General features: G+C 35.8%; 15 protein-coding genes. 11 read left to right on the top strand and 4 right to left on the bottom strand.

The window, feature by feature from the left end:
- Positions 1-415: 415 nt before the first annotated feature.
- The 3 genes from HRT55_RS16730 to HRT55_RS16720 all read left to right on the top strand — a co-directional run bounded on the left by HRT55_RS16730 (position 416) and on the right by HRT55_RS16720 (position 6,212).
- Complete coding sequence (locus tag HRT55_RS16730) at positions 416-3,169, top strand: TonB-dependent receptor (RefSeq protein WP_291623030.1); 2,754 nt, start codon at positions 416-418, stop codon at positions 3,167-3,169.
- Positions 3,170-3,267: 98 nt separating this feature from the next.
- Positions 3,268-4,272 carry a LacI family DNA-binding transcriptional regulator gene (locus HRT55_RS16725; RefSeq protein ID WP_291623028.1) on the top strand — a complete coding sequence of 335 codons (1,005 nt, stop codon included), beginning with the start codon at positions 3,268-3,270 and terminating at the stop codon, positions 4,270-4,272.
- Positions 4,273-4,514: 242 nt separating this feature from the next.
- The gene (locus HRT55_RS16720; protein WP_291623026.1) at positions 4,515-6,212 is read left to right on the top strand and encodes a beta-N-acetylhexosaminidase; all 1,698 of its coding nucleotides are present in this window, start codon (positions 4,515-4,517) and stop codon (positions 6,210-6,212) included.
- 164 nt (positions 6,213-6,376) lie between these two features.
- Here the strand turns inward: HRT55_RS16720 and HRT55_RS16715 are convergent, their stop codons facing one another.
- Complete coding sequence (locus HRT55_RS16715) at positions 6,377-7,306, bottom strand: DMT family transporter (RefSeq protein ID WP_291623024.1); 930 nt, start codon at positions 7,304-7,306, stop codon at positions 6,377-6,379.
- Positions 7,307-7,454: 148 nt separating this feature from the next.
- Between HRT55_RS16715 and HRT55_RS16710 the strand changes: the two genes are divergently transcribed.
- From HRT55_RS16710 to HRT55_RS16685, 6 genes are all read left to right on the top strand, one after another.
- The gene (locus HRT55_RS16710; protein ID WP_291623022.1) at positions 7,455-8,333 is read left to right on the top strand and encodes an AraC family transcriptional regulator; all 879 of its coding nucleotides are present in this window, start codon (positions 7,455-7,457) and stop codon (positions 8,331-8,333) included.
- Between the two features lie 147 nt (positions 8,334-8,480).
- Positions 8,481-8,750 carry a hypothetical protein gene (locus HRT55_RS16705; RefSeq protein WP_291623020.1) on the top strand — a complete coding sequence of 90 codons (270 nt, stop codon included), beginning with the start codon at positions 8,481-8,483 and terminating at the stop codon, positions 8,748-8,750.
- A 298-nt stretch (positions 8,751-9,048) separates the two neighbouring features.
- Entirely contained in the window at positions 9,049-9,534 is a 486-nt protein-coding gene (locus HRT55_RS16700) for a hypothetical protein (RefSeq protein ID WP_291623018.1), read from the top strand.
- Positions 9,535-9,733: 199 nt separating this feature from the next.
- Positions 9,734-10,435 carry a hypothetical protein gene (locus HRT55_RS16695; RefSeq protein ID WP_291623016.1) on the top strand — a complete coding sequence of 234 codons (702 nt, stop codon included), beginning with the start codon at positions 9,734-9,736 and terminating at the stop codon, positions 10,433-10,435.
- Between the two features lie 55 nt (positions 10,436-10,490).
- Positions 10,491-11,489 (top strand): transposase, encoded by a 999-nt coding sequence (locus tag HRT55_RS16690; RefSeq protein WP_291623014.1) that lies wholly within the window; start codon positions 10,491-10,493, stop codon positions 11,487-11,489.
- A gap of 754 nt (positions 11,490-12,243) precedes the next feature.
- Complete coding sequence (locus tag HRT55_RS16685; RefSeq protein ID WP_291623013.1) at positions 12,244-13,101, top strand: helix-turn-helix domain-containing protein; 858 nt, start codon at positions 12,244-12,246, stop codon at positions 13,099-13,101.
- Between the two features lie 123 nt (positions 13,102-13,224).
- On the opposite strand, the gene HRT55_RS16680 is transcribed toward HRT55_RS16685, so the two are convergent.
- On the bottom strand, positions 13,225-13,881 hold the full coding sequence (locus HRT55_RS16680) for an HDOD domain-containing protein (protein ID WP_291623012.1): 657 nt from the start codon (positions 13,879-13,881) through the stop codon (positions 13,225-13,227).
- A gap of 622 nt (positions 13,882-14,503) precedes the next feature.
- Entirely contained in the window at positions 14,504-15,553 is a 1,050-nt protein-coding gene (locus tag HRT55_RS16675) for an HD domain-containing phosphohydrolase (RefSeq protein ID WP_291623011.1), read from the bottom strand.
- A 578-nt stretch (positions 15,554-16,131) separates the two neighbouring features.
- On the opposite strand from HRT55_RS16675, the gene HRT55_RS16670 reads away from it, so the two are divergent.
- Both HRT55_RS16670 and HRT55_RS16665 read left to right on the top strand, forming a co-directional pair.
- Positions 16,132-16,731, top strand: a complete 600-nt coding sequence (locus HRT55_RS16670; RefSeq protein ID WP_291623010.1) for a sulfatase/phosphatase domain-containing protein — start codon at positions 16,132-16,134, stop codon at positions 16,729-16,731.
- Between the two features lie 194 nt (positions 16,732-16,925).
- Positions 16,926-18,140, top strand: coding sequence for an EAL and HDOD domain-containing protein (locus HRT55_RS16665; RefSeq protein ID WP_291623009.1), 1,215 nt, complete (start codon positions 16,926-16,928; stop codon positions 18,138-18,140).
- A 66-nt stretch (positions 18,141-18,206) separates the two neighbouring features.
- Here the strand turns inward: HRT55_RS16665 and HRT55_RS16660 are convergent, their stop codons facing one another.
- Complete coding sequence (locus HRT55_RS16660; RefSeq protein WP_291623008.1) at positions 18,207-19,010, bottom strand: hypothetical protein; 804 nt, start codon at positions 19,008-19,010, stop codon at positions 18,207-18,209.
- Positions 19,011-19,074 lie beyond the last annotated feature (64 nt).

Here is a 19,074-nt window from a genome sequence, read left to right as displayed (position 1 = left end):
GTGTGTACTTTGCCTCTAATAGACACTTTTTTGGGGTTGATAGAAACTAGCATATATAACTTAGTTTATTATATACAGGCTTGTAAATAATTATCTTTGTATTGTAAATTATTTATCTCCTTATTTTTAATGGGGTGTAGGGTAATCCCTATAGCGTGTTACTAAAAACCTTACTGCTTGATGCCGGATACGCCGATAGAAAGAGTTTTATTCAAAGCGCATTGTATAAACAGAAATCAAAAGAACGCATTAAGAAGTTCAACTTACGATTTCGAAAGGAAGGCCAAATGGAGTTTGATGCAAAAGGTAGTAATAAGCCAAGATCGACAATGTTGATTTATGGATATTACCTTGCGTAAGTACAGTTATGTACGAGGTTTTCAACAAACAAAACATGCTTGGGAATAATACTAATATGAATAATAATATAATAAATTGTAGAAAAAATAGAGTCGCTTCAGCAGTAACTATTGCGTTAATGCCAATTGTCTTAAGTGCAAGTTTAACGGCTAGTTTTAGTGCTTTTTCTGCTGAAACTAGTGACGAAACTTCAATAGCAAAAAAGAAAAATAAAGAAATTGAAGTGATCGAAGTCACCAGTTATCGAGATAGTATCACCAGTTCTTTAAATGCCAAACGTAATGCCAACTCAGTGGTTGATTCAATTACTGCAGATGATATTGGCAGTTTCCCTGACTCTAATGTTGCTGAGTCATTACAACGTATTCCTGGTATCTCTATTACTCGCAGTTTAAGCGGAGATGGTGAAAGTGTCAGTATTCGCGGTTTCGGGCCAGGAAAAAACTTATCTTTAGTTAATGGTCAACAGCTTAGTAGTAGCTCATTTAACTTAGAAAATTCACTGAGCCGAGGATTTAACTATGGTCTGCTACCTTCAACCATAGTGCAACGTGCAGAAGTGCATAAATCTACCGAGGCTTATCTGCCTGAAGGTGGTGTTGGTGGTACGATAAATATTGTTACCCGTAAACCTTTAGCTCAAAATAAAGAACTGCTTGTGGTCGCTTCAGGCTCTGCTAGTTACAATACCCTATCAGAAGATACTGCACCAAAAGCCTCGGCATTAGTTAGTTGGAAACTGAATGATAAATTTGGCGCTTTAGTCAGTCTTGATTACTCAAATGTTGATACTAGGCGTGATGCAGTAGAAGTATTAAATTATAAAAAACAAAGTTTTGTTACCGCAGATGGCAGTGAGTACAACGATGTTTTAGTGCCCGGTGCTGTTGGTTCTGCTAACTTTAATCAAAACCGTGAACGCAAAACGGCCATGGTTAGTTTGCAGTATCAGCCAAGTGATACTATCGATATGAACTTTAATTACCTGACCAGCAATATGGAAGGTGATAACTTAAATACTAACCTGATCTCATTAAATCATGCCGGTTATTACAAACACGGCAAGCCAGGCACTGTGCTTGATGCAACACTGAATGAAACAACCAATACCATTACTAGTATTGATTATGCAGCACCTAAAAATGGTCGCGCTGGTTGGGCGTCAGCAATTCGCCGTGATGCCAAGTTAGCAAGTGAATCTTTTCAATATGATATTAAATGGTTAGGCGATAATTTAACCTTAAAAGCTGCTCTCGGTACTTCTAATTCTGCTGGTGGTGCTGGCGTTATTAAAAGCTCTAAAATTGCTTTGAGTGGTCCAACGACGGTGAGTATTGATGATGGCATTGGTTATGTACAATATCCGGATGTTAATACTGATGATTTAGGTAGCGCTACTGCCTGGGCTCATGGTTATGCAAGAAAAACCAGTGACAATGACAATAGTTATATTGCTTTAGATGGCGAGTATTATTTAGATGATAACTTTATAACTTCAGTTATGTTTGGTGTGCGTTATAGCGAAGCAACACAAGAGCAAAGGCACATTATTGCCAGTAATGATTACCATAAAGATACCGCTGCCCATGACAGCCTACGTGGTCCTGCGAGTAATATTGGTGTGCTTAGCTCAACACCGGATGATTTTCTTAGTGGCCTTGGCGGTAACGCTATATCCAGTTATCAATTTATAGACCCTAGTTTGCTCGATGGTTACGGTATTGTTTATACCGAACGTGCCCATCAAGGTAACTCTTATGATGTTACTGAGGAAATAGCATCGGTTTATGCACAAGCAAACTTTGAACATGATTTTGATAACATGCTACTTCGAGGTAACTTTGGTTTACGTTACAGTGACCAAAATACTGAAACATTTAACTTTTCAACTGATTTGAATTGGAAAAATGCCGACGATTTAGAAAAAATTAATAACTTTGATTTTGACTTTGTTCAAACAGGTGAATCAAGCGAGATACTGCCCAGCGTTAACTTAATCTTAGATTTACAAAACGATTGGGTAGTACGTGGTGCCTATTCAACGGTAATTTCTCGCCCAGCTTATGTGCAATTGGCCCAGCAACTATCGGTAAAAGATATTAAGGAAGAAGATCAAATTGATGGTGGCGCTACCCGTACCGCCAAAAAAGGTAATGCTGACTTAGAAGCCTTTGAGGCCGATAAATATGACCTCTCTACTGAGTGGTATTACAGTGAAGGTTCAAGTGTCAGTATCGGTCTTTTTTATTATGATATTAAAACCTTTGTTACCACCGAAGAATCGCTAGAAGATTTATTGGGTGATGGTGACTTATGGATTGTTACCCAACCTGTAAATAAAGACGGTGGCTCTGTTAAAGGTGTTGAAGTTGCGCTTTCTCATCAATTTACAAGTTTACCGGCACCGTTTGATGGCTTAGGTATTCAAGCAAACTATACTTATGTTGATAGCGACACCGAAGAAACCAACCCGTTAACCGGTGAGAAATTACCTTTAGCTGGCTTGTCTGAATCAACCTATAACGCAGTACTTTTCTATAGTACAGACCAATGGGATGCGCGTTTATCGTATAACTATCGCGATGCGTATTATGAACAAATTCAATTTACCTACCCTCGATTTAATGACTCAATTGCTCGTTTAACAGCGAAAGTTAAATATAGCTTTGATAGTGGTTTAAGTTTGTATCTGCAAGGTACTAACTTAACGGACCAACAAAACAAGCGTTATATTGGTGATGAATCTCGTCCATACCAAACAAGTGAAGTAGGGCGTAATGTTGTTGCCGGTTTTGACTTTGTCTTTTAGGTAGAACCATTCAGTTTCAATTGGTATAAGCCATTGATTAAATTTAATCAATGGCTTTTTAGGTTGTTGGTTAGTAATACTAAGACAAGGTAGAAGCTATGAGAGTAACTATGATGGATGTTGCACAGTTAGCTGAAGTTTCATCTAAAACTGTATCTCGGGTCATTAATAAAGAACAATATGTTTGCCCATTCAAAAAAGAAAGAGTGTGGCAAGCAATAAAAGAATTAAATTACCACCCCAGTGTGACCGCGCGTCAACTGTGTGGTGCTCCCTCATCAATAGGCTTTGTTTATGATAATCCCAATAGTCATTACATTATTGAATGTCAAAAGGGTATCTTAGAGATATGTTTGCAAGAGGGCTTGGAGTTATTTATTCGTCCTTGCCAAGCCTCTTCGAACACGATCTGTGATGACATTATCGCTATGGTTCGGCGAAGTCAGATGGCGGGTTTAGTGTTAACGCCACCTTTGTCCGAAATGCCAACGTTATTGACCAGGCTTGATGAAGAAAATATTTGTTACATTAAGATAATTTCAGGTAAAGGCTGTGATGATGATCGCACCATTTGCATAAATGATTTTAAAGCTGCAGCTGATCTTACCCAATACTTAATTGATTTAGGTCATAAAGATATTGCCTTTATCCAGGGAGATAAAGCTCATGGTTCGGCATTTCAAAGATTTGCTGGTTATTTAGCAAAACTTAATAAAAATAAAATATGTCCTAATGAAGATTTTATTTTAGATGGAATATTTTCATTTGAATCTGGTGTCGAAGGGGCTTTTCAGTTATTAACGGGTGAGAATAAACCCACGGCTATATTTGCTTGTAACGACGAAATTGCTGCTGGGTGCTTGTTTACCGCAGGTTTTATGGGTATATCAGTACCAGAGCAGCTGTCTATTGTTGGCTTTGAAGATAGCCCTTTTTCACGACAAACTCTACCAGGCTTGACTACCGCGAAGCAGTCAACTGAGCTAGTGGCAAAAACTGCGACACAATTATTAATTTCCCTAATCCGAAAAAATACTAAACCTCAATCTCGAGTATTTACCCCTGAGTTGGTTGTTAGGGATTCTGCTTGCCCAGTTAACTGAATTATTAGTTAGCACTTTTATCATTTATTAACTTTAAAAGTGCGAAATTCAAGCTTGCTTAAATCATTCGTTTTAGTATGCAGAGAAGCAATGAGTATTGTTGTTATGAAAAACGGGTAAGTACTAGTCAGCAGATAAGGAATTCCCTATATAGAGCAGAGTCTTACTGTGATTCAATAATAACGATGCGCGAGCAATTTTAATATTGCTTTCACGAAAACTACTGGTAAGGTTAAAAATATATGCAAATCTCTTATAAAGCATTCATTGTTTTACTGTTAAGTCTATTGATGCTCTCTAGCTGTGATGATTATGGTAACAACAAAAAAAACATTAATAGTAATCAGAATAAGCTTTCAACAGTAACAACATCTACGGCTAAGCTAAGCAGCGTAGATTACAGCAATATCATTCCCCTTCCTGTGGAAGCACAACAAGGCACTGGTTATTTTGTTTTAGCTAATACCAAGCAAATATTCATTAGTGCTAGCCAACCTAAGTTAATTGCCGTTGCGAATCAGCTAACAACAGCAATATCGAGCGTTGTTGAACAGTCAATTGAAATTAATGTTATCAGCGGACAGAAGCTGCTTGATATAAATTTATCAAAATTTTCTGTTGAAAAAAATCAAATTTTTTTATTGGTAGATAGTGAATTAGCCGGTGGCCCAGAAGCTTATTCAATGGTTATTGAAGAACAGTTAATAAGTATTGTCGGTGGCTCTGAGGCAGGTGTATTTCGAGGAATTCAAACCCTGAAACAGCTTTTACCCTTGGCAGATGATAATAAACTAGCGGTTCTTCAAACCGGTATTATTAATGACTACCCTCGTTTTGAGCATCGCGGTTTTATGTTAGATGTAGCAAGACATTTTTATACTGTAGATGAAGTGAAACAAGTAATTGATTACCTTGCCGCTTATAAATATAACGTCTTTCATTTTCACTTAACTGACGACCAAGGCTGGCGCATTGAAATTCCAAGTTGGCCAAAACTGACCGAAGTTGGCAGTAACTCTGCGGTTGGTCAACAAAGCTGTGAAAATTGTTTTTATAGCTTAGATGAATACCAAGAAATTGTTCAATATGCTGATGAACGTTTTATTACCTTAATTCCTGAAATTGATGTACCCGGTCATGTTAAAGCCGCGCTTGCTGCTTATCCTGATGAGCTTTATTGCGATGGCGATAAACCCGATTGGCCTTATACCGGCGTTGAAGTGCGTATTAGCTCGTTGTGTTTTTCTAATCCTAAAATTTATGACTTCTTTGAAGATGTTGTTAGCGAAGTTGCTAAAAGAACGACCGGACAATATATCCATGTTGGCGGTGATGAAACCCCTAAATGGGTTAAACATCAAGACTATGCTGACTTTATGTTAAAAGCCAGTGACATTATTAGCAAACATGGCAAAACTCTGATTGGCTGGACTAATGATCTAGGCAGTGTTGATGGCTTAAGTAGCGATGTAGTAGGTCAACATTGGAATAACAAAAATCACTGCTGTGAAAACACCGTAAATATGGCTAAAAGTGGTAACAAAATTGTTATGTCACCCGCCAATAAAACGTACTTAGATCTTAAATACGATAAAGACGCGCCAATTGGTTTGCATTGGGCAGGGTACAACAGTATTGAAAACTCTTACAACTGGGATCCTGAGTTGATGATTGAGGGACTTACCGCTAAAAATATTATTGGTGTTGAAGCGGCTCTTTGGGGAGAAACCATTAAATCAATGAGTGATGCGCAATACATGATATTCCCGCGCTTATTATCCTTAGCTGAAGTTGCTTGGTCACCACAAGAGCAACGCTCATGGTCAGCTTTTAGTAAACGATTAGCACAGCAACTTGATACTTTGGAGCAACAAGGTATTAATTATCGACCACTTGCCAAAGAAGGTTTATTAAGCAAGCAGGCTAAATCAAGGAATTAGTTCAAGCAGTAAATAAGGACAAATTAGTAAGAAAATTTGTCCTTATTTGTCAGTTTGTCATTGTCCTGCTCGTTATTGCTGTCAACCTCATCGAAAATTCGGCGTTATCGGCCATTACCACAACGTCGGTTGGTTTTGTGTCAGCAGCAGAGGCATTCATCTTGCTAACCTTTAATTTTCTTAGTTTTAAAATCAGAGATACGTCCCTTTATAAAATAAGAGAGTATAGGTTTTTTAACTTGAGTAATAACATTGCCTAATACAACACAGAGTAAACCTAAGGTTGAATATACTGTCCATTGGTAACTTTCAAATATACTTGAGATCATTAAAGCGACTATGGGTGTGATCACCAATAAGTAGGCCGCCTTATTTGCTCCTATTCTATCAACCAATATTAAATAAACGGTAAAACCAATAACAGATGCTGGTATAGCTAAATAGGCAAGGCTGGCTAAATAACGTGTGTTTAATGCAATTTCAAAACTTAAGTCTTTAAATAATATAATGATTAATAAGGTAATACAGCCATAAATCATAGCGTAACTTGTTGCAGTAAAGGGTTGGATTTTGTTTTTACTATTACGAATACTGATCATATTGCCAATTGAAAAGCACCAAGTACCAGCCAACGCATAAAACAAACCTAAAAATACTTCTTGAGACCAATCTGTTTGTAATAAATCACCCGCAAATAAGCTAGCAATACCCGTTAAACCTACCACTACCCCCAGCCAAAAATTATTATTGGTGGTAGTACCATATAAAAACCGGCCGTGAATGGCGTTAAAAATAGGTGCCGTAGCCATAATAACCGCCGTTAAACCACTGGCAATATAAGCGGTAGAGCTATAAAAAAATAAAAAATTACAACAAAATAAACAGCAGCCTTGTAGTGCAAAGTACTTTTGATCTTTAATACTCACCGATTGTAATTTATTAAATACTTTTCCGATCACAAACATCACTACAGCAGCAAAGATGAATCGATATAAAATAGAAACCTCCATGGCTACACTGCCTTGTTGCCACTTTATAGCAATCCAGGAAAACCCCCAGACAAAAATCATTAAAGCATATAAAAATGCAGTCATTTTTCACTCACTCAAACCAACATAAAGAATTCATTATTGACTTTAATACACAACATTTCTGTCATCATCTTTAGTAAACTAACACGATATTGCGGTTATTGTTGCTAGACTACTTGAGCCCTTTATTGTTAACAGTTAGTGTTAAGGTATGAACGCTATAATTGAAAATCATATCAACAAAAAGCCAATCACCTTTGAGCTTTCAAAAAAAACCTGTGTCAGGCAAAAGTCTTTAAGCCATGGTTTAACATGGGCGCATTACCGCAACAATAACGAACACTTATCTTATGTAAATAATAAGCAGCATACGTTAAGCATGTATTTAACGGGCGGTTACAATACATTTAGAACCGATATTAAGGCGAATAAAGGTGCACCAGGAAAATTCTGTTTAATGCCTAAAGGCGCTGATAGTCAATGGCAAGTTGGGGATACGCAGGAGTTTATGCACCTGTATTTTGATGATACCTATATCAAGCGATTAGCATTAAGAGTATTTGATATAGATCCCAGAACAATTGACTTGCCAGAACTTACCTTTACCGAAGATTTAGGGTTAGAAGCATTATTTCGCCATAACATGGCAAGGGCTAATTGGCATACCAATGATTTGCAATTAGCTCTTGAGCAAGTCACAGATACCATTTTAATTTCTATGCTGCAGCGCATGGGCAATAAACAATTAAAATCGCCATTAAAAGGCGGCTTATCTCCTAAAATTTGCGTTCTTGTTTGTGACTTTATACAGGCGAATTATCAAAGACAAATATACTTAGATGAATTAGCTGATTTAGCCCAATTGAGTGAATACCATTTTTGCAGAATGTTCAAAGAAAGTCTGGCACAAACACCACAAGAATATCTGACTAATGTCCGCATTGAACACGTTAAACATGCGTTAAGTTATTCTGAATTAAAATTGGCTGATATTGCCCTTAAAGTTGGTTTTTCAAACCAAAGTCATATGGGCCGTTATTTCAAAAAGCTCATAGGTGTATCCCCGAGAGAATTTCGCAGACAAGCATAATGCTTATTTACATAAGCAGGTCAGCTTTGGGCTCAGGTTATTGAATCGCTAAAGATAATGTTTTATGTAGATAGTTAGGGCAACTATCCTGGCACAGGGAGTAGTGTTTCTGTATGGCGTGAACTAAGACGATTACGCGCTAAGTTCATGGATAAAAAAGATACACTGTTAGAGCAAGCAAGGTTTGCGGCTGATAACAGCGATTGGCAAGGTTACACGCTTGCGATGGGCGGACTTCACATCATACAAAAAGATAGACCAATTCAATTGCATTACGACTTGAATATTAATGAGCAAATAGGCGAATGCTTACAAAGTTACTATGACGGTGAGCTGATACTCAAAGTTAAAGGGTTATGGTTCATGGGTAAAGCTCTCGTGACTCGTCATTACCAATGGAAAATAGAAAAATCATAATAGTCTTAAGCTAAAGCCCAAAGTCACCCAAATTTAGGCTTTAGCCTCATTTAATCGTAAAACTGCAAACATGAACAACTCAAGCACACCTCAAAAGAGCCTTTAGCTAGAAATTAGGCTTTAGATCAAAGTAAAACAATCACATGTCCGTATTCTTATCTTTAGTTAGTCGACTGCCAGAATGGCAAAGATGCTTTTACTTGGAGTTCTGTAAATAACTGTACTAGAGAAACACATAACATCAATTGACTTTTTTACTTAGATTACATGCACTTGAATTAATGGCTTAATTATTGATATGTCATACACAAAAAACACACTGATAGCTTTAATTGAAAACAATAATAAAATTCAGTCAACAACTCTTGATGACAATGATCTGACACATATTCTTGAAGCTTTAAATTCTATTATGGAAGTCGGTGAAATATTCTCAAGCAGTGACAGTGAGATTGGTTTTTATTGGAATGAGATTGTTTCGGAAGTTATAGCTGTTATACACGCCTCTATATCTGGATACAATCGGTTAGCGCTCTCTGGTCTTCGAAATATTATAGAGCTAGCATGCCACTCATTCTATTTTTTCGATCACAAAATTGAGTTTAATATAACTAAAAATGAAGATTCTAAAGCAAGTAAGTATGTTAGTGCTTTAATTAGAGATGACTCATTTTATATGACAAAATATATTACATCTTTTAATAATGGTTCTGAAAAATTAAAAAAAAGAAAGACTCTATCAGCTCATTTTTATCTTCTGAATATTCAACATTATGTGATGTAGTTCATGGAAGAAATAAAACTTTATTTAAAAAAGAATCGTTAGAAATATCTTACAAAAAGTTTGAATTTAAACAATTCGAAAAACATTATCTCAACATTATGAGTACGATAGCGATAATGTACATCTTAAGGTTTAATGATAAATCTAGCTCGGAAATTAATAAATTAGCCTCAAAAACACAATTATTAAAGGAATTATAATGAAGGAATCATTAGGTGATTATTTATTAGATCGGACAGAAAGCCTGACTGAAGACTTAATAACAAAGTACTTCATACAGCGTAATGACGATAAAATAACAAGGCTGTTAGATTCAGAACAATACCTATTGGAAGGAAGCAGAGGTGTTGGCAAGACAATGCTGATGAAAGCAGCAATGCTACAGTCAACTAAAGAGTTCGGAAAAAATAGTATTTTGCCTGTCTGGATAAGTTTTGAAGAATCTATTCGAATAGAAAGAATTACTGTAGTCGATAACTCCATAGATCCTTTTTTACAATGGACGATGGGGAAGATTCTTTCTGAAACTTTGAAAAAATTACAAGAACTAAAACCAGATTGCATTCCAAAGCTAAATAAGAGGCTTGAAGCTATTTTTGGCTCGACTATTGAGACAGATATAGAGAAGTACTCCTCTTTATTGAACGAATATATTAAGGTTTTAGAAAAAGCAGAAATTGAAACAAGCCAGGATCTAAAAGACAAAATACCATCAACGGAACTCACTAATATATTAGATAATCCACAGAACTTTAAAGAGTTTTTGCAAAATCTAATTACTGATTTCAACTTAAGTCGAATTGTATTCTTATTTGATGAAGCAGCTCATGTATTTTCTCACTCGCAACAGGAAAAGTTTTTTACATTTTTCAAGCAAAGTGGGACATCCATACTTTTTTGAATAAATAACGCCTTTTTACTATGGTTAAATAACAACCAAAGAAAGAGGTTTTATTATGACCCAGTCACGCAGTAAGCAAGTGTCTTTAGAAGATACCCGTTATTATCACTTAATTTCACGTTGTGTTCGCCGTGCCTACCTTTGCGGTGAAGATGCTTATACCAAACAAAGCTATGAACACCGTCGGCAATGGATGGTTGATCGTATTCGTTTTTTAACGTCCATTTTTGCGATTGATGTGGCTGCCTATGCTGTGATGTCGAATCATTATCATCTGGTTGTTTATGTTGATGAAAGTGAAGCTATGGCATGGAGTGATGAAGAGGTATGCGAGCGTTGGCAAAAACTTTACCATAACCACCCACTCGTTGAGCGTTTACAAAAAGGACAAAGTAGTTGCAAAGCTGAGATTGATAAGGCAAACGAGATTATTAATAAATGGCGTATGCGTTTAGCTGATTTATCGTGGTTAATGCGCAACTTGAATGAATATATCGCCCGCAAAGCTAATCAAGAAGATAATTGCAAAGGCAGGTTTTGGGAGGGGCGCTTTAAATCTCAAGCATTACTCGATGAAAAAGCAGTATTAGCCTGTATGGCCTATGTCGATTTAAATCCCATTAGAGCAAAAATGGCTGATTCAGTACAAAGTGCGCAATATACCTCTATCTTTGAGCGTATTCACGACAAAGCCAGCTTTATTGATAATAAAGCGCAGTTACCCTTTATTATTAAGCCTTTACTTGGTTTTATCGGTAATGAACATCAGCAATCACCAAAAGGAATTTCATTTTCATTGTTAGATTACTTAACCTTGGTAGAAGAGACGGTAAAAATAATCAGGGAAGATAAACGAGGGCACTTGAGTTATCGAACATTCCCACTATTACAGCAATTAGGGTTAAACAGTGAGGACTGGCTACAACTCGCACAACACTTTGGCAAACAATATCATCAAGCGGTCGGCACGGTAACTGAACTACCAACCTTTGCTGCTCACACAAATAAGCGATGGATAAGCGGTCACCGACAGCAGGCTGACATCTTCCAATAAGGAAACTATCATCAAAATTTAACATCAAAGCGATTTATCGTTAGCTTTTATGTGGCTAAAATTTAAGTTGTTCTGGTATTTTGAAGGGATTTTTCGCAACAAAGTGATAATCTAAGGATGTTAATTAGTTAGCCGATTTTTAAATAGTCATTTTTGCTGTTATCGCGATGACAATTTAGCCGTTTTAAAGCATGGATGTCCCACTTTCGTTAATGAACTCAGGCAGTAAAACTAGCCAGATAGAGTTAGGGCTAATCCACACCAAGCAGAACAAATGTATTGTTGAGGCATTTGTCTTGATAAATAGTAAGCACATTTGTGGCATTTACTAACACTGTTGAGTCAATTTAAAAAATAGATATTTACTTCTGCGTAATAAATTTTAAAATATCCCTGTACAAAATGACTGCTTTTTATACATGGTTAAAATTGCTTACTAAGATTACATAGAAGTAATCAACATGATTTTTTTTAGAAAATATTGGGTTGATATGTGTTTTTTTAATTTATTGAGCCATATAAAGGAATCAAGTGCTATAAGTAAATGTATCGGAATAACTCCCCATCAAAAACCTAATATACTTGGACTTGTTACATACATTTTAAAATTAATGAATATATATCGCTTGCTTTGAAAGAGGAGCCATCTGCGTTCCTCAACAATTATTGTCCATTATTAGATCGTTAGATTAAATGATGAAATAAAACGGAATTTAAATTAGCTAGAAGCTAAGAATAACAGGAGGTAAAATGTATGCAGACTGAAGGTAGACAAATAAAAGCAGCTTTAGGGATAAACGAAGAGCGTTATCAAGGTTTGCTAAATACCCTTGAAGCCGGCATTGTTGTGCATGCACCGGATACTTCTATTATTATGAATAATCTCAAAGCATCAGAACTTCTTGGTCTACATAATGGACATATGTTGGGTAAAGATGCTCGCGATTCTGCATGGGAATTTATAGATTTAGATAATAACACTTTATCACCCGAAGATTTCCCTGTAAATAGAGTGTTAACCAGTAAGAAAGCAGTTAAAAATCAAGAGTTAGGCATTTATAGGCCAATGTTCAAGGATGTCGTTTGGGTTACAGTCAATGGGTTTCCTATATTCAGTAGTACAGGTGACTTTTATGAAATAGTAATCAGTTTCGTCGACATCACCGCTCGAAAACTGGCCGAGATTGAGTTGAAGAGCCTAGGAGACATCCTTGAGGAAATGGTCGAAGTACGCACAACTGAACTCATTGCACGCAATAAGGCGAAAAATTTCGACAATGATTTTATCAATAAAGTGCGGAATTGTGTGCTCGAAAATATAGGTATCATTGGACTTGATATAGACACGCTAGCAGTCAAATTATTTATGAGTCGTTCTACCATACAACGTAAAATAAAACGAGAAAGCGGATTAACGGCAGCACAATTTGTTAGAACCATACGTCTTGAAAAAGCACATCATTATATTCAAAGTAAAACTCATCGTACTCTAGCGGAAACAGCCTATGCAGTCGGCTTTAAACATGCGGGCTATTTTTCCAAGGTATATAAGAAATATTGTGCAGAAAAAGTTACATCCTCTAACTCTTTGCAACTAGAGAAGACAAAATAAACTTCCCATAAGAATTAATTTTTGTTCTGTTACAAATACGATTGTGGAGTCGAAGCTTAAATAGTCATTAGTCTCATTTCTAACGTTCGACAATTATGTTCAGCTATTTTAATGCTGCGGAGTCTAATTGCTCATTATTACCCGATACTTTAGCTGTATAGCTAATTCCTTACGTCTTGAAATTAATGTACATAGTTCTTTAGGGAAATGCCAAGAAGACGCCAGATAATAACCTAAAATAGCATGATTCGGTTGATTTACTTGTTCCTCGAGTTCAAAATAGTTGGCCTTCATTAATGTTTTTTTATAGTTTTCAAATTTGATTGCTAACAAAGGGATACAGCAGTTTACAAATAAACCACTGGCAATTAACCTATCCATGGGTATTGTATTTTTTACTTTATTATCAGTAAATGTCATATCATTAGCCACATCAAGTGAGTCATCATCAAAACACTCTAAGGAAACGAATGCTTCATCTTGAATGGATGATTTCAATATTAACGCCGCTATTAGTCCATTAACGGCCCTTAACCCAATCACTTTAATAGCCTGTTTAATATCATAAATGTTCCCATTAATTCCATAGAAAGGTGAATTTGTTATTTTTAAGATCGCAGAAGAAATACCTGCATCAGCTGAAATCAGATCTGCAATATTATTGATATATGGCTTTTCTTTTTCTAAGCATAATTGGATATAAGTCAAAATTTGTGGTTTTAAGGAGGCTTGAAAACTAGATACGATTGGAGTTGTTTTGTGATTATCTAAATCATACATATACATTCCCCTAGACTTTAGCGTTTCATTATTTGCCAAATTGCTCGTTGCAACTTTTAGGACTCAGTTGAAATGTTTTTCTCTTGTAGCTAAAAACTAGTATTCGATGAATACCAATCGTACTATCCTGATAAATAAACGCCATATATGACAAAGGTAATAACACTAATCATTATTGCTTTTATCTTTGAATTGAATCCGTGAAATAAAAAACTACATCATCAACCCAATATCTTCTATAAATACTCATACTCATACTCATACTCATGAACAAAGTGTGATATTAGTTCGCACTTTAAATTTTTTTCTACTGAGGAAGTGTAGATTTTAGGAAATATATGTAAAGACTTAAGCTGTAGATTGACTCCTCATTGCTCGTAAATGCCACATATGTGCTTACGGCTTGGGCTAAGCAATATTAGCACCGAAAATGTCTACTTTTATTAGATACGTTAAGATAAATAACCTGCTTACAGGGCCACTTCCTAAATAAATAAATAAATAAATAAATAAATTCAGTTCATTGATATTTAGAGTATCCACATAGCGAGACAATAAGTAATTGCAAAGTTTTCCAGAATCGATTTATGATGGAATTCGTGTAATGTTTGAAAAAGACTATTTAATCAGCTAATTGTTTGCTTACCTCTTCGATATCTAGCAAGTTATTCATAAAAACCACAACTAATGAGGGATCAAAAGATTTATTTGATTGGTCTTTAATATAATGCACTGCTTCATCAAATGGCCATGCAACTTTATAGGGTCTATTTGATGTTAATGCATCAAAAACATCTGCAATGGCCGTAATTCTTCCTTCTATTGGGATTGACTCCTCCTGCAATTTATTTGGATAACCAGAGCCATCCCAACATTCGTGATGACTCATTGCGATAGATTTAGCCATTTGAATCAATGGTGAATCATGTTCCCCTATTATTAAATTCGCATAAGAAGTATGCTTGTTCATAATCTTTCTTTCTTGTTCATTAAGCTTCCCAGGTTTTAACAATATATTATCAGGTATACCAATTTTCCCTATATCGTGTAACGGTGCTGTAAGTTCTATCATTTTTGCAATATTTGATGGCAAACCATAACCATCTGCTATTATTCGAGCAAACTTCCCGACTCTAATTACATGCTTACCTGTTTCATTATCTTTCAGTTCTCCTGCTCTTGCTAAACTAGACAACAAACCTTTAATTGATTGATTTAGTTCAATTGTTCTCTGTTGTATCTTTTTTTCGAGTTGCTCATTAGACCTTTTATGTAGGATATAACTTTTTCGAATTTTGAGTAAGTTTTTGACACGTAATTCAACTTCAATCTGGTCTATAGGTTTATTCAGAAAATCGTTAGCACCATGGGTTAGCGCCCTATTCCTAGTTAATTTTCCAGCAAGACCTGTTATTATTATCACGGGTAATTGATCCGGTTTGTATGTTTTTCTTACACTTTCCATTACTTCAAAACCATTTATGTGCGGCATTTCTAAATCTAGTAACATTAAATCGATAGATTGCTCTACTAATGTTGGTTTGATTTTCCTAGGATCCGTAAGAGTTATAACATTAGCTCCCACTTCATCTTCCACTAACTTCGTCAATATTAATGCATTAGCTATAGAGTCATCGCAAATTAATACATTCATATTTGAAAAATCATTCATTTAGTTCTCATCCTTAATAACATATAAATAAAATTCTTCTGGGAGTAAACAATTGGCATTAATGAGGGTTAATTTACATTTTCAAATATAAAGGATAATTATTAACCGAGCAGGTGTTGCACAAAACCATCATCTCCCGAAAAACTAAGCTTATGTCGTTAAAACTAAGATGCCATTATTTGAATGAATCTGACTCACCTTTATAAAAGGATGAATCATGTTTGCTAATTTGAAACATAATAAACTCAACATCTCCTAATATTTTTGGTTGTTTTTTACTTATATCATTCAATTGTTGACTGAGCTGGGCGGCTAAATTCAGACAATAGGTCACAAATACTGTGGTGTTTAGTGATGAAGAGGTGTTTCTGGTATTTGGGTAATAATTTACCCTAGGAATAGAGTAAATCGACTATCAAATATCATAGCTACTTATTTCCCTACATAAATAACAGGGAAAACCTATTTTTTAGTTCTAGCTTAATGGCAAATTTTATAACTAATAATAGTCGTCTAAGTACGCTTAACATAAATAGAGTTAGCAAATATTTATTTGTTAACTTGCTGGAGAAAGTTGAATGGTGAAATACTGTCAGGTGCTCGTGGCTTTGTCATTGCCTGGTTTATCGGGATGTAGTAATTACGAAGGTGGTAATCGAGTACCTGGCGTCGTTAAGTGGCCAGCAGGCATTACCGCCAATATTACCAATACTGCGCCAGTGATGATTGAAGACATTTACAGCACAGTACTAAGTGTTGCGGGTGTCAATGTAGAGCAACGAGATGATATTGACGGCATGGATTGGTCGAAATTTTTTTCGAGTAAACAAGTACCAGAAATTTTTACCAATAGATCGCAGTTTTTCGCTATGCCTTATCAGTTTGAGGGCACATTTTATAATGGTGCTGATTTCATTGAAGGAGGCGTAGAGCCTGCCATTTCGGTGATTAGTGACAAGTGGAAATTGATTTATTTCTTCACTGATGAGCGATTTGAGCTGTATAACTTGGCTGACGATCGAGCAGAACAAGTAAACTTAATTAATCAGCAACCAGTACAAGCACAACGTTTAGTGACTTTGTTAGATAGCAAAATGAAGCAACATAACTTTGAGGATATTATGCCTAAGCGCAGTAATAATGCTCATAACATTGGTTATATTTCTCTTGCTGTGTAGGTTGGGTATTATTATCGAATATGATTACTTGATATTGATGCAGTTATGGAGGTTTATTTGTGGAATATACTGTATTTTTTATATAAAATGGTCACGTTTTTCATCTGAAAAAACAAGGTACTACGCTTTTCATCATAATTGTTCTTAGCTAGTTCTTATCTAATTTGTATTTAAGGGAATAATAACAACCAATCATGAAAGTTTATACCGCACGGCAGGCGATACTAAATCGTAAGGAAAATGTTGTAGCTTACGAGCTGCTGTACAGGGGCGGCCCTGAGAATGTTTTTCCAAATATAGATCCACATAAAGCAACATCAAAATTAGTCATGCGAACTCACCTCAGTCAAGGGTTAGCCGTTGTTACTTCTGGAAAACCAGCATTAATCAATTTTTCAGAAGAGTCTATTTTAACTGGCTTACCATTAATATTGCCGCCAAAAGAAGTCATGATAGAAATACTCGAAACAGTTACCCCATCTGATGAGGTCTATCAAGCATGTCTAACCTTGTACCACCAAGGTTACCATTTAGCTTTAGATGATTTCGTCTACAAGCCAGAGTGGAATCGCTTTCTCAAGTTAGTAAAACTGATAAAATTTGATATTCAAGCAACACCCCTTGATGAAATAGCGCCGTTAATTAATAAATTAAAAAAGAGAAAGAACTTAAAGATTCTAGCCGAAAAAATTGAAACGAAAGCGGAATTTTTACAGGCAAAGAAATTAGGTTTTCATTTTTTTCAAGGCTATTATTTTTGCAAACCTGAAATGTCGGAAAATCAAGAAATAGATTCAAGCCATGTTGTTTTGGTTAATTTAATGCAAGAATGTTTAAGAATGCAGCTAAATATTAATAACCTCACCGATTTATTTTCACGTGATGTCGGTTTGAGTTTTAAACTATTTAAGTATATTAATTCTGGCATTTTACCTTTAACTCAGAAGGTAACCTCGATTAAGAATGCGCTGGTCTATTTAGGTGAGGTTGAAACTAAGAAACTAATATTACTACTTAGTGCTGGGATTTTAGCAAAAGATAAACCTCAAGAGTTAATTCGTATCGCTATTATCAGAGCTAAGTTTTGTGAATTAATGACAGAAAAGACTATGCCTGAACTTGCGGATGCTGGCTTTATGGTCGGACTGTTTTCATTATTAGGAGCAATACTTGACGCACCTCTTGAAAAAATACTGGCCACTTTACCTCTTGCTCCGGAAGTTGTTTCGGCGCTTACTCATGACAGACCATCTTCGTTAAAATATATTCTTAATGCGGTTAGTTGTTATGAGCAAGGTAGTTGGTATAACACTAAGCGGAATGCCGAAATGGTGCGAGTGAATTATGATGAAGTTAGCGGTTTTTATCAAAGTGCGCTAGTGTGGGCGAATAAATATGATAGCTGTTAACAACAATTAATCATACTAGGTCAATCAATGTAAATTTACTTACCCCTGCTGCTATAGTGTCTACCTTTAAGGTGATGAAGTAATGTATAAGTTAGTCAGTGTAATGTCCAATTCATTAAAGATCTCAGTATATTCTTTAGGAAAACTAGTCGGTATATAGTTCCTAACGACCTTACTATTGCCGCTTTCTGCGACCAATATAAAACCTTGCCACTTTTGCGTAGCAACCTGAGTAACCAAGGCAGGCTCCTCTTGATAATTTTGTTGCCAGTAATAGTTGAGGTCTTCAGGTTTAATATTGATGGCATGCCAGTGCTGTTTTGAGTCAATATCTAATTTAAAGGGGTAGGCAGCATAGAGTGTTTTTTGTTTAGAGTTACCGTGATTTTCACCATAAAACATCAAGGTGAAATTTGCCTGAACTAATAAGATTACTTTATAATTATAGGTGTTTTTCAACCAGGTATTTTGTTTACTAAGCGTCTCTAAACTAGAGGTGATAATACTTTTTTCAGGCGACAGCTTAATCTTAAAGTGTAATTGATTTAGTTGTTCAACACTAAGGTTAAGGTTAAGGTTATCAAGTGATACTTCAAAGCCATTACTGTGTTGCTGTTCCCAGTTAATTAACTTCTTAACTAAGGTGAGTTCATATAGAGCTTTACCTGGGGAAGAGGCGAGTCGTTTGTAAAGCTGGTATTTATGTGCGGCTTGATTTAGCTCTGCATAAACACCGAGCTTTTCCCTAATGTGATTCCAACTGCTAATCTTACTAGCTTCAACGAAGGTCTTATCAGCCGCCGTTATTCTTTCTGCTTTACTGAAGAATGATATGCATAATGCCAGCAATACTAAGCTTGGTAATTTCATTTGGGAGGATAATTTTTCTATGACTTAATAAAAGTTATCCTACGTTTTCTTGTGCTTTGCTACA

The organism is Colwellia sp. (assembly GCF_013214175.1).
GTDB lineage: Bacteria > Pseudomonadota > Gammaproteobacteria > Enterobacterales > Alteromonadaceae > Colwellia.
Note: the sequence above shows the minus strand (reverse complement) of the source record. Positions and strands in the feature narration are given on the sequence as shown.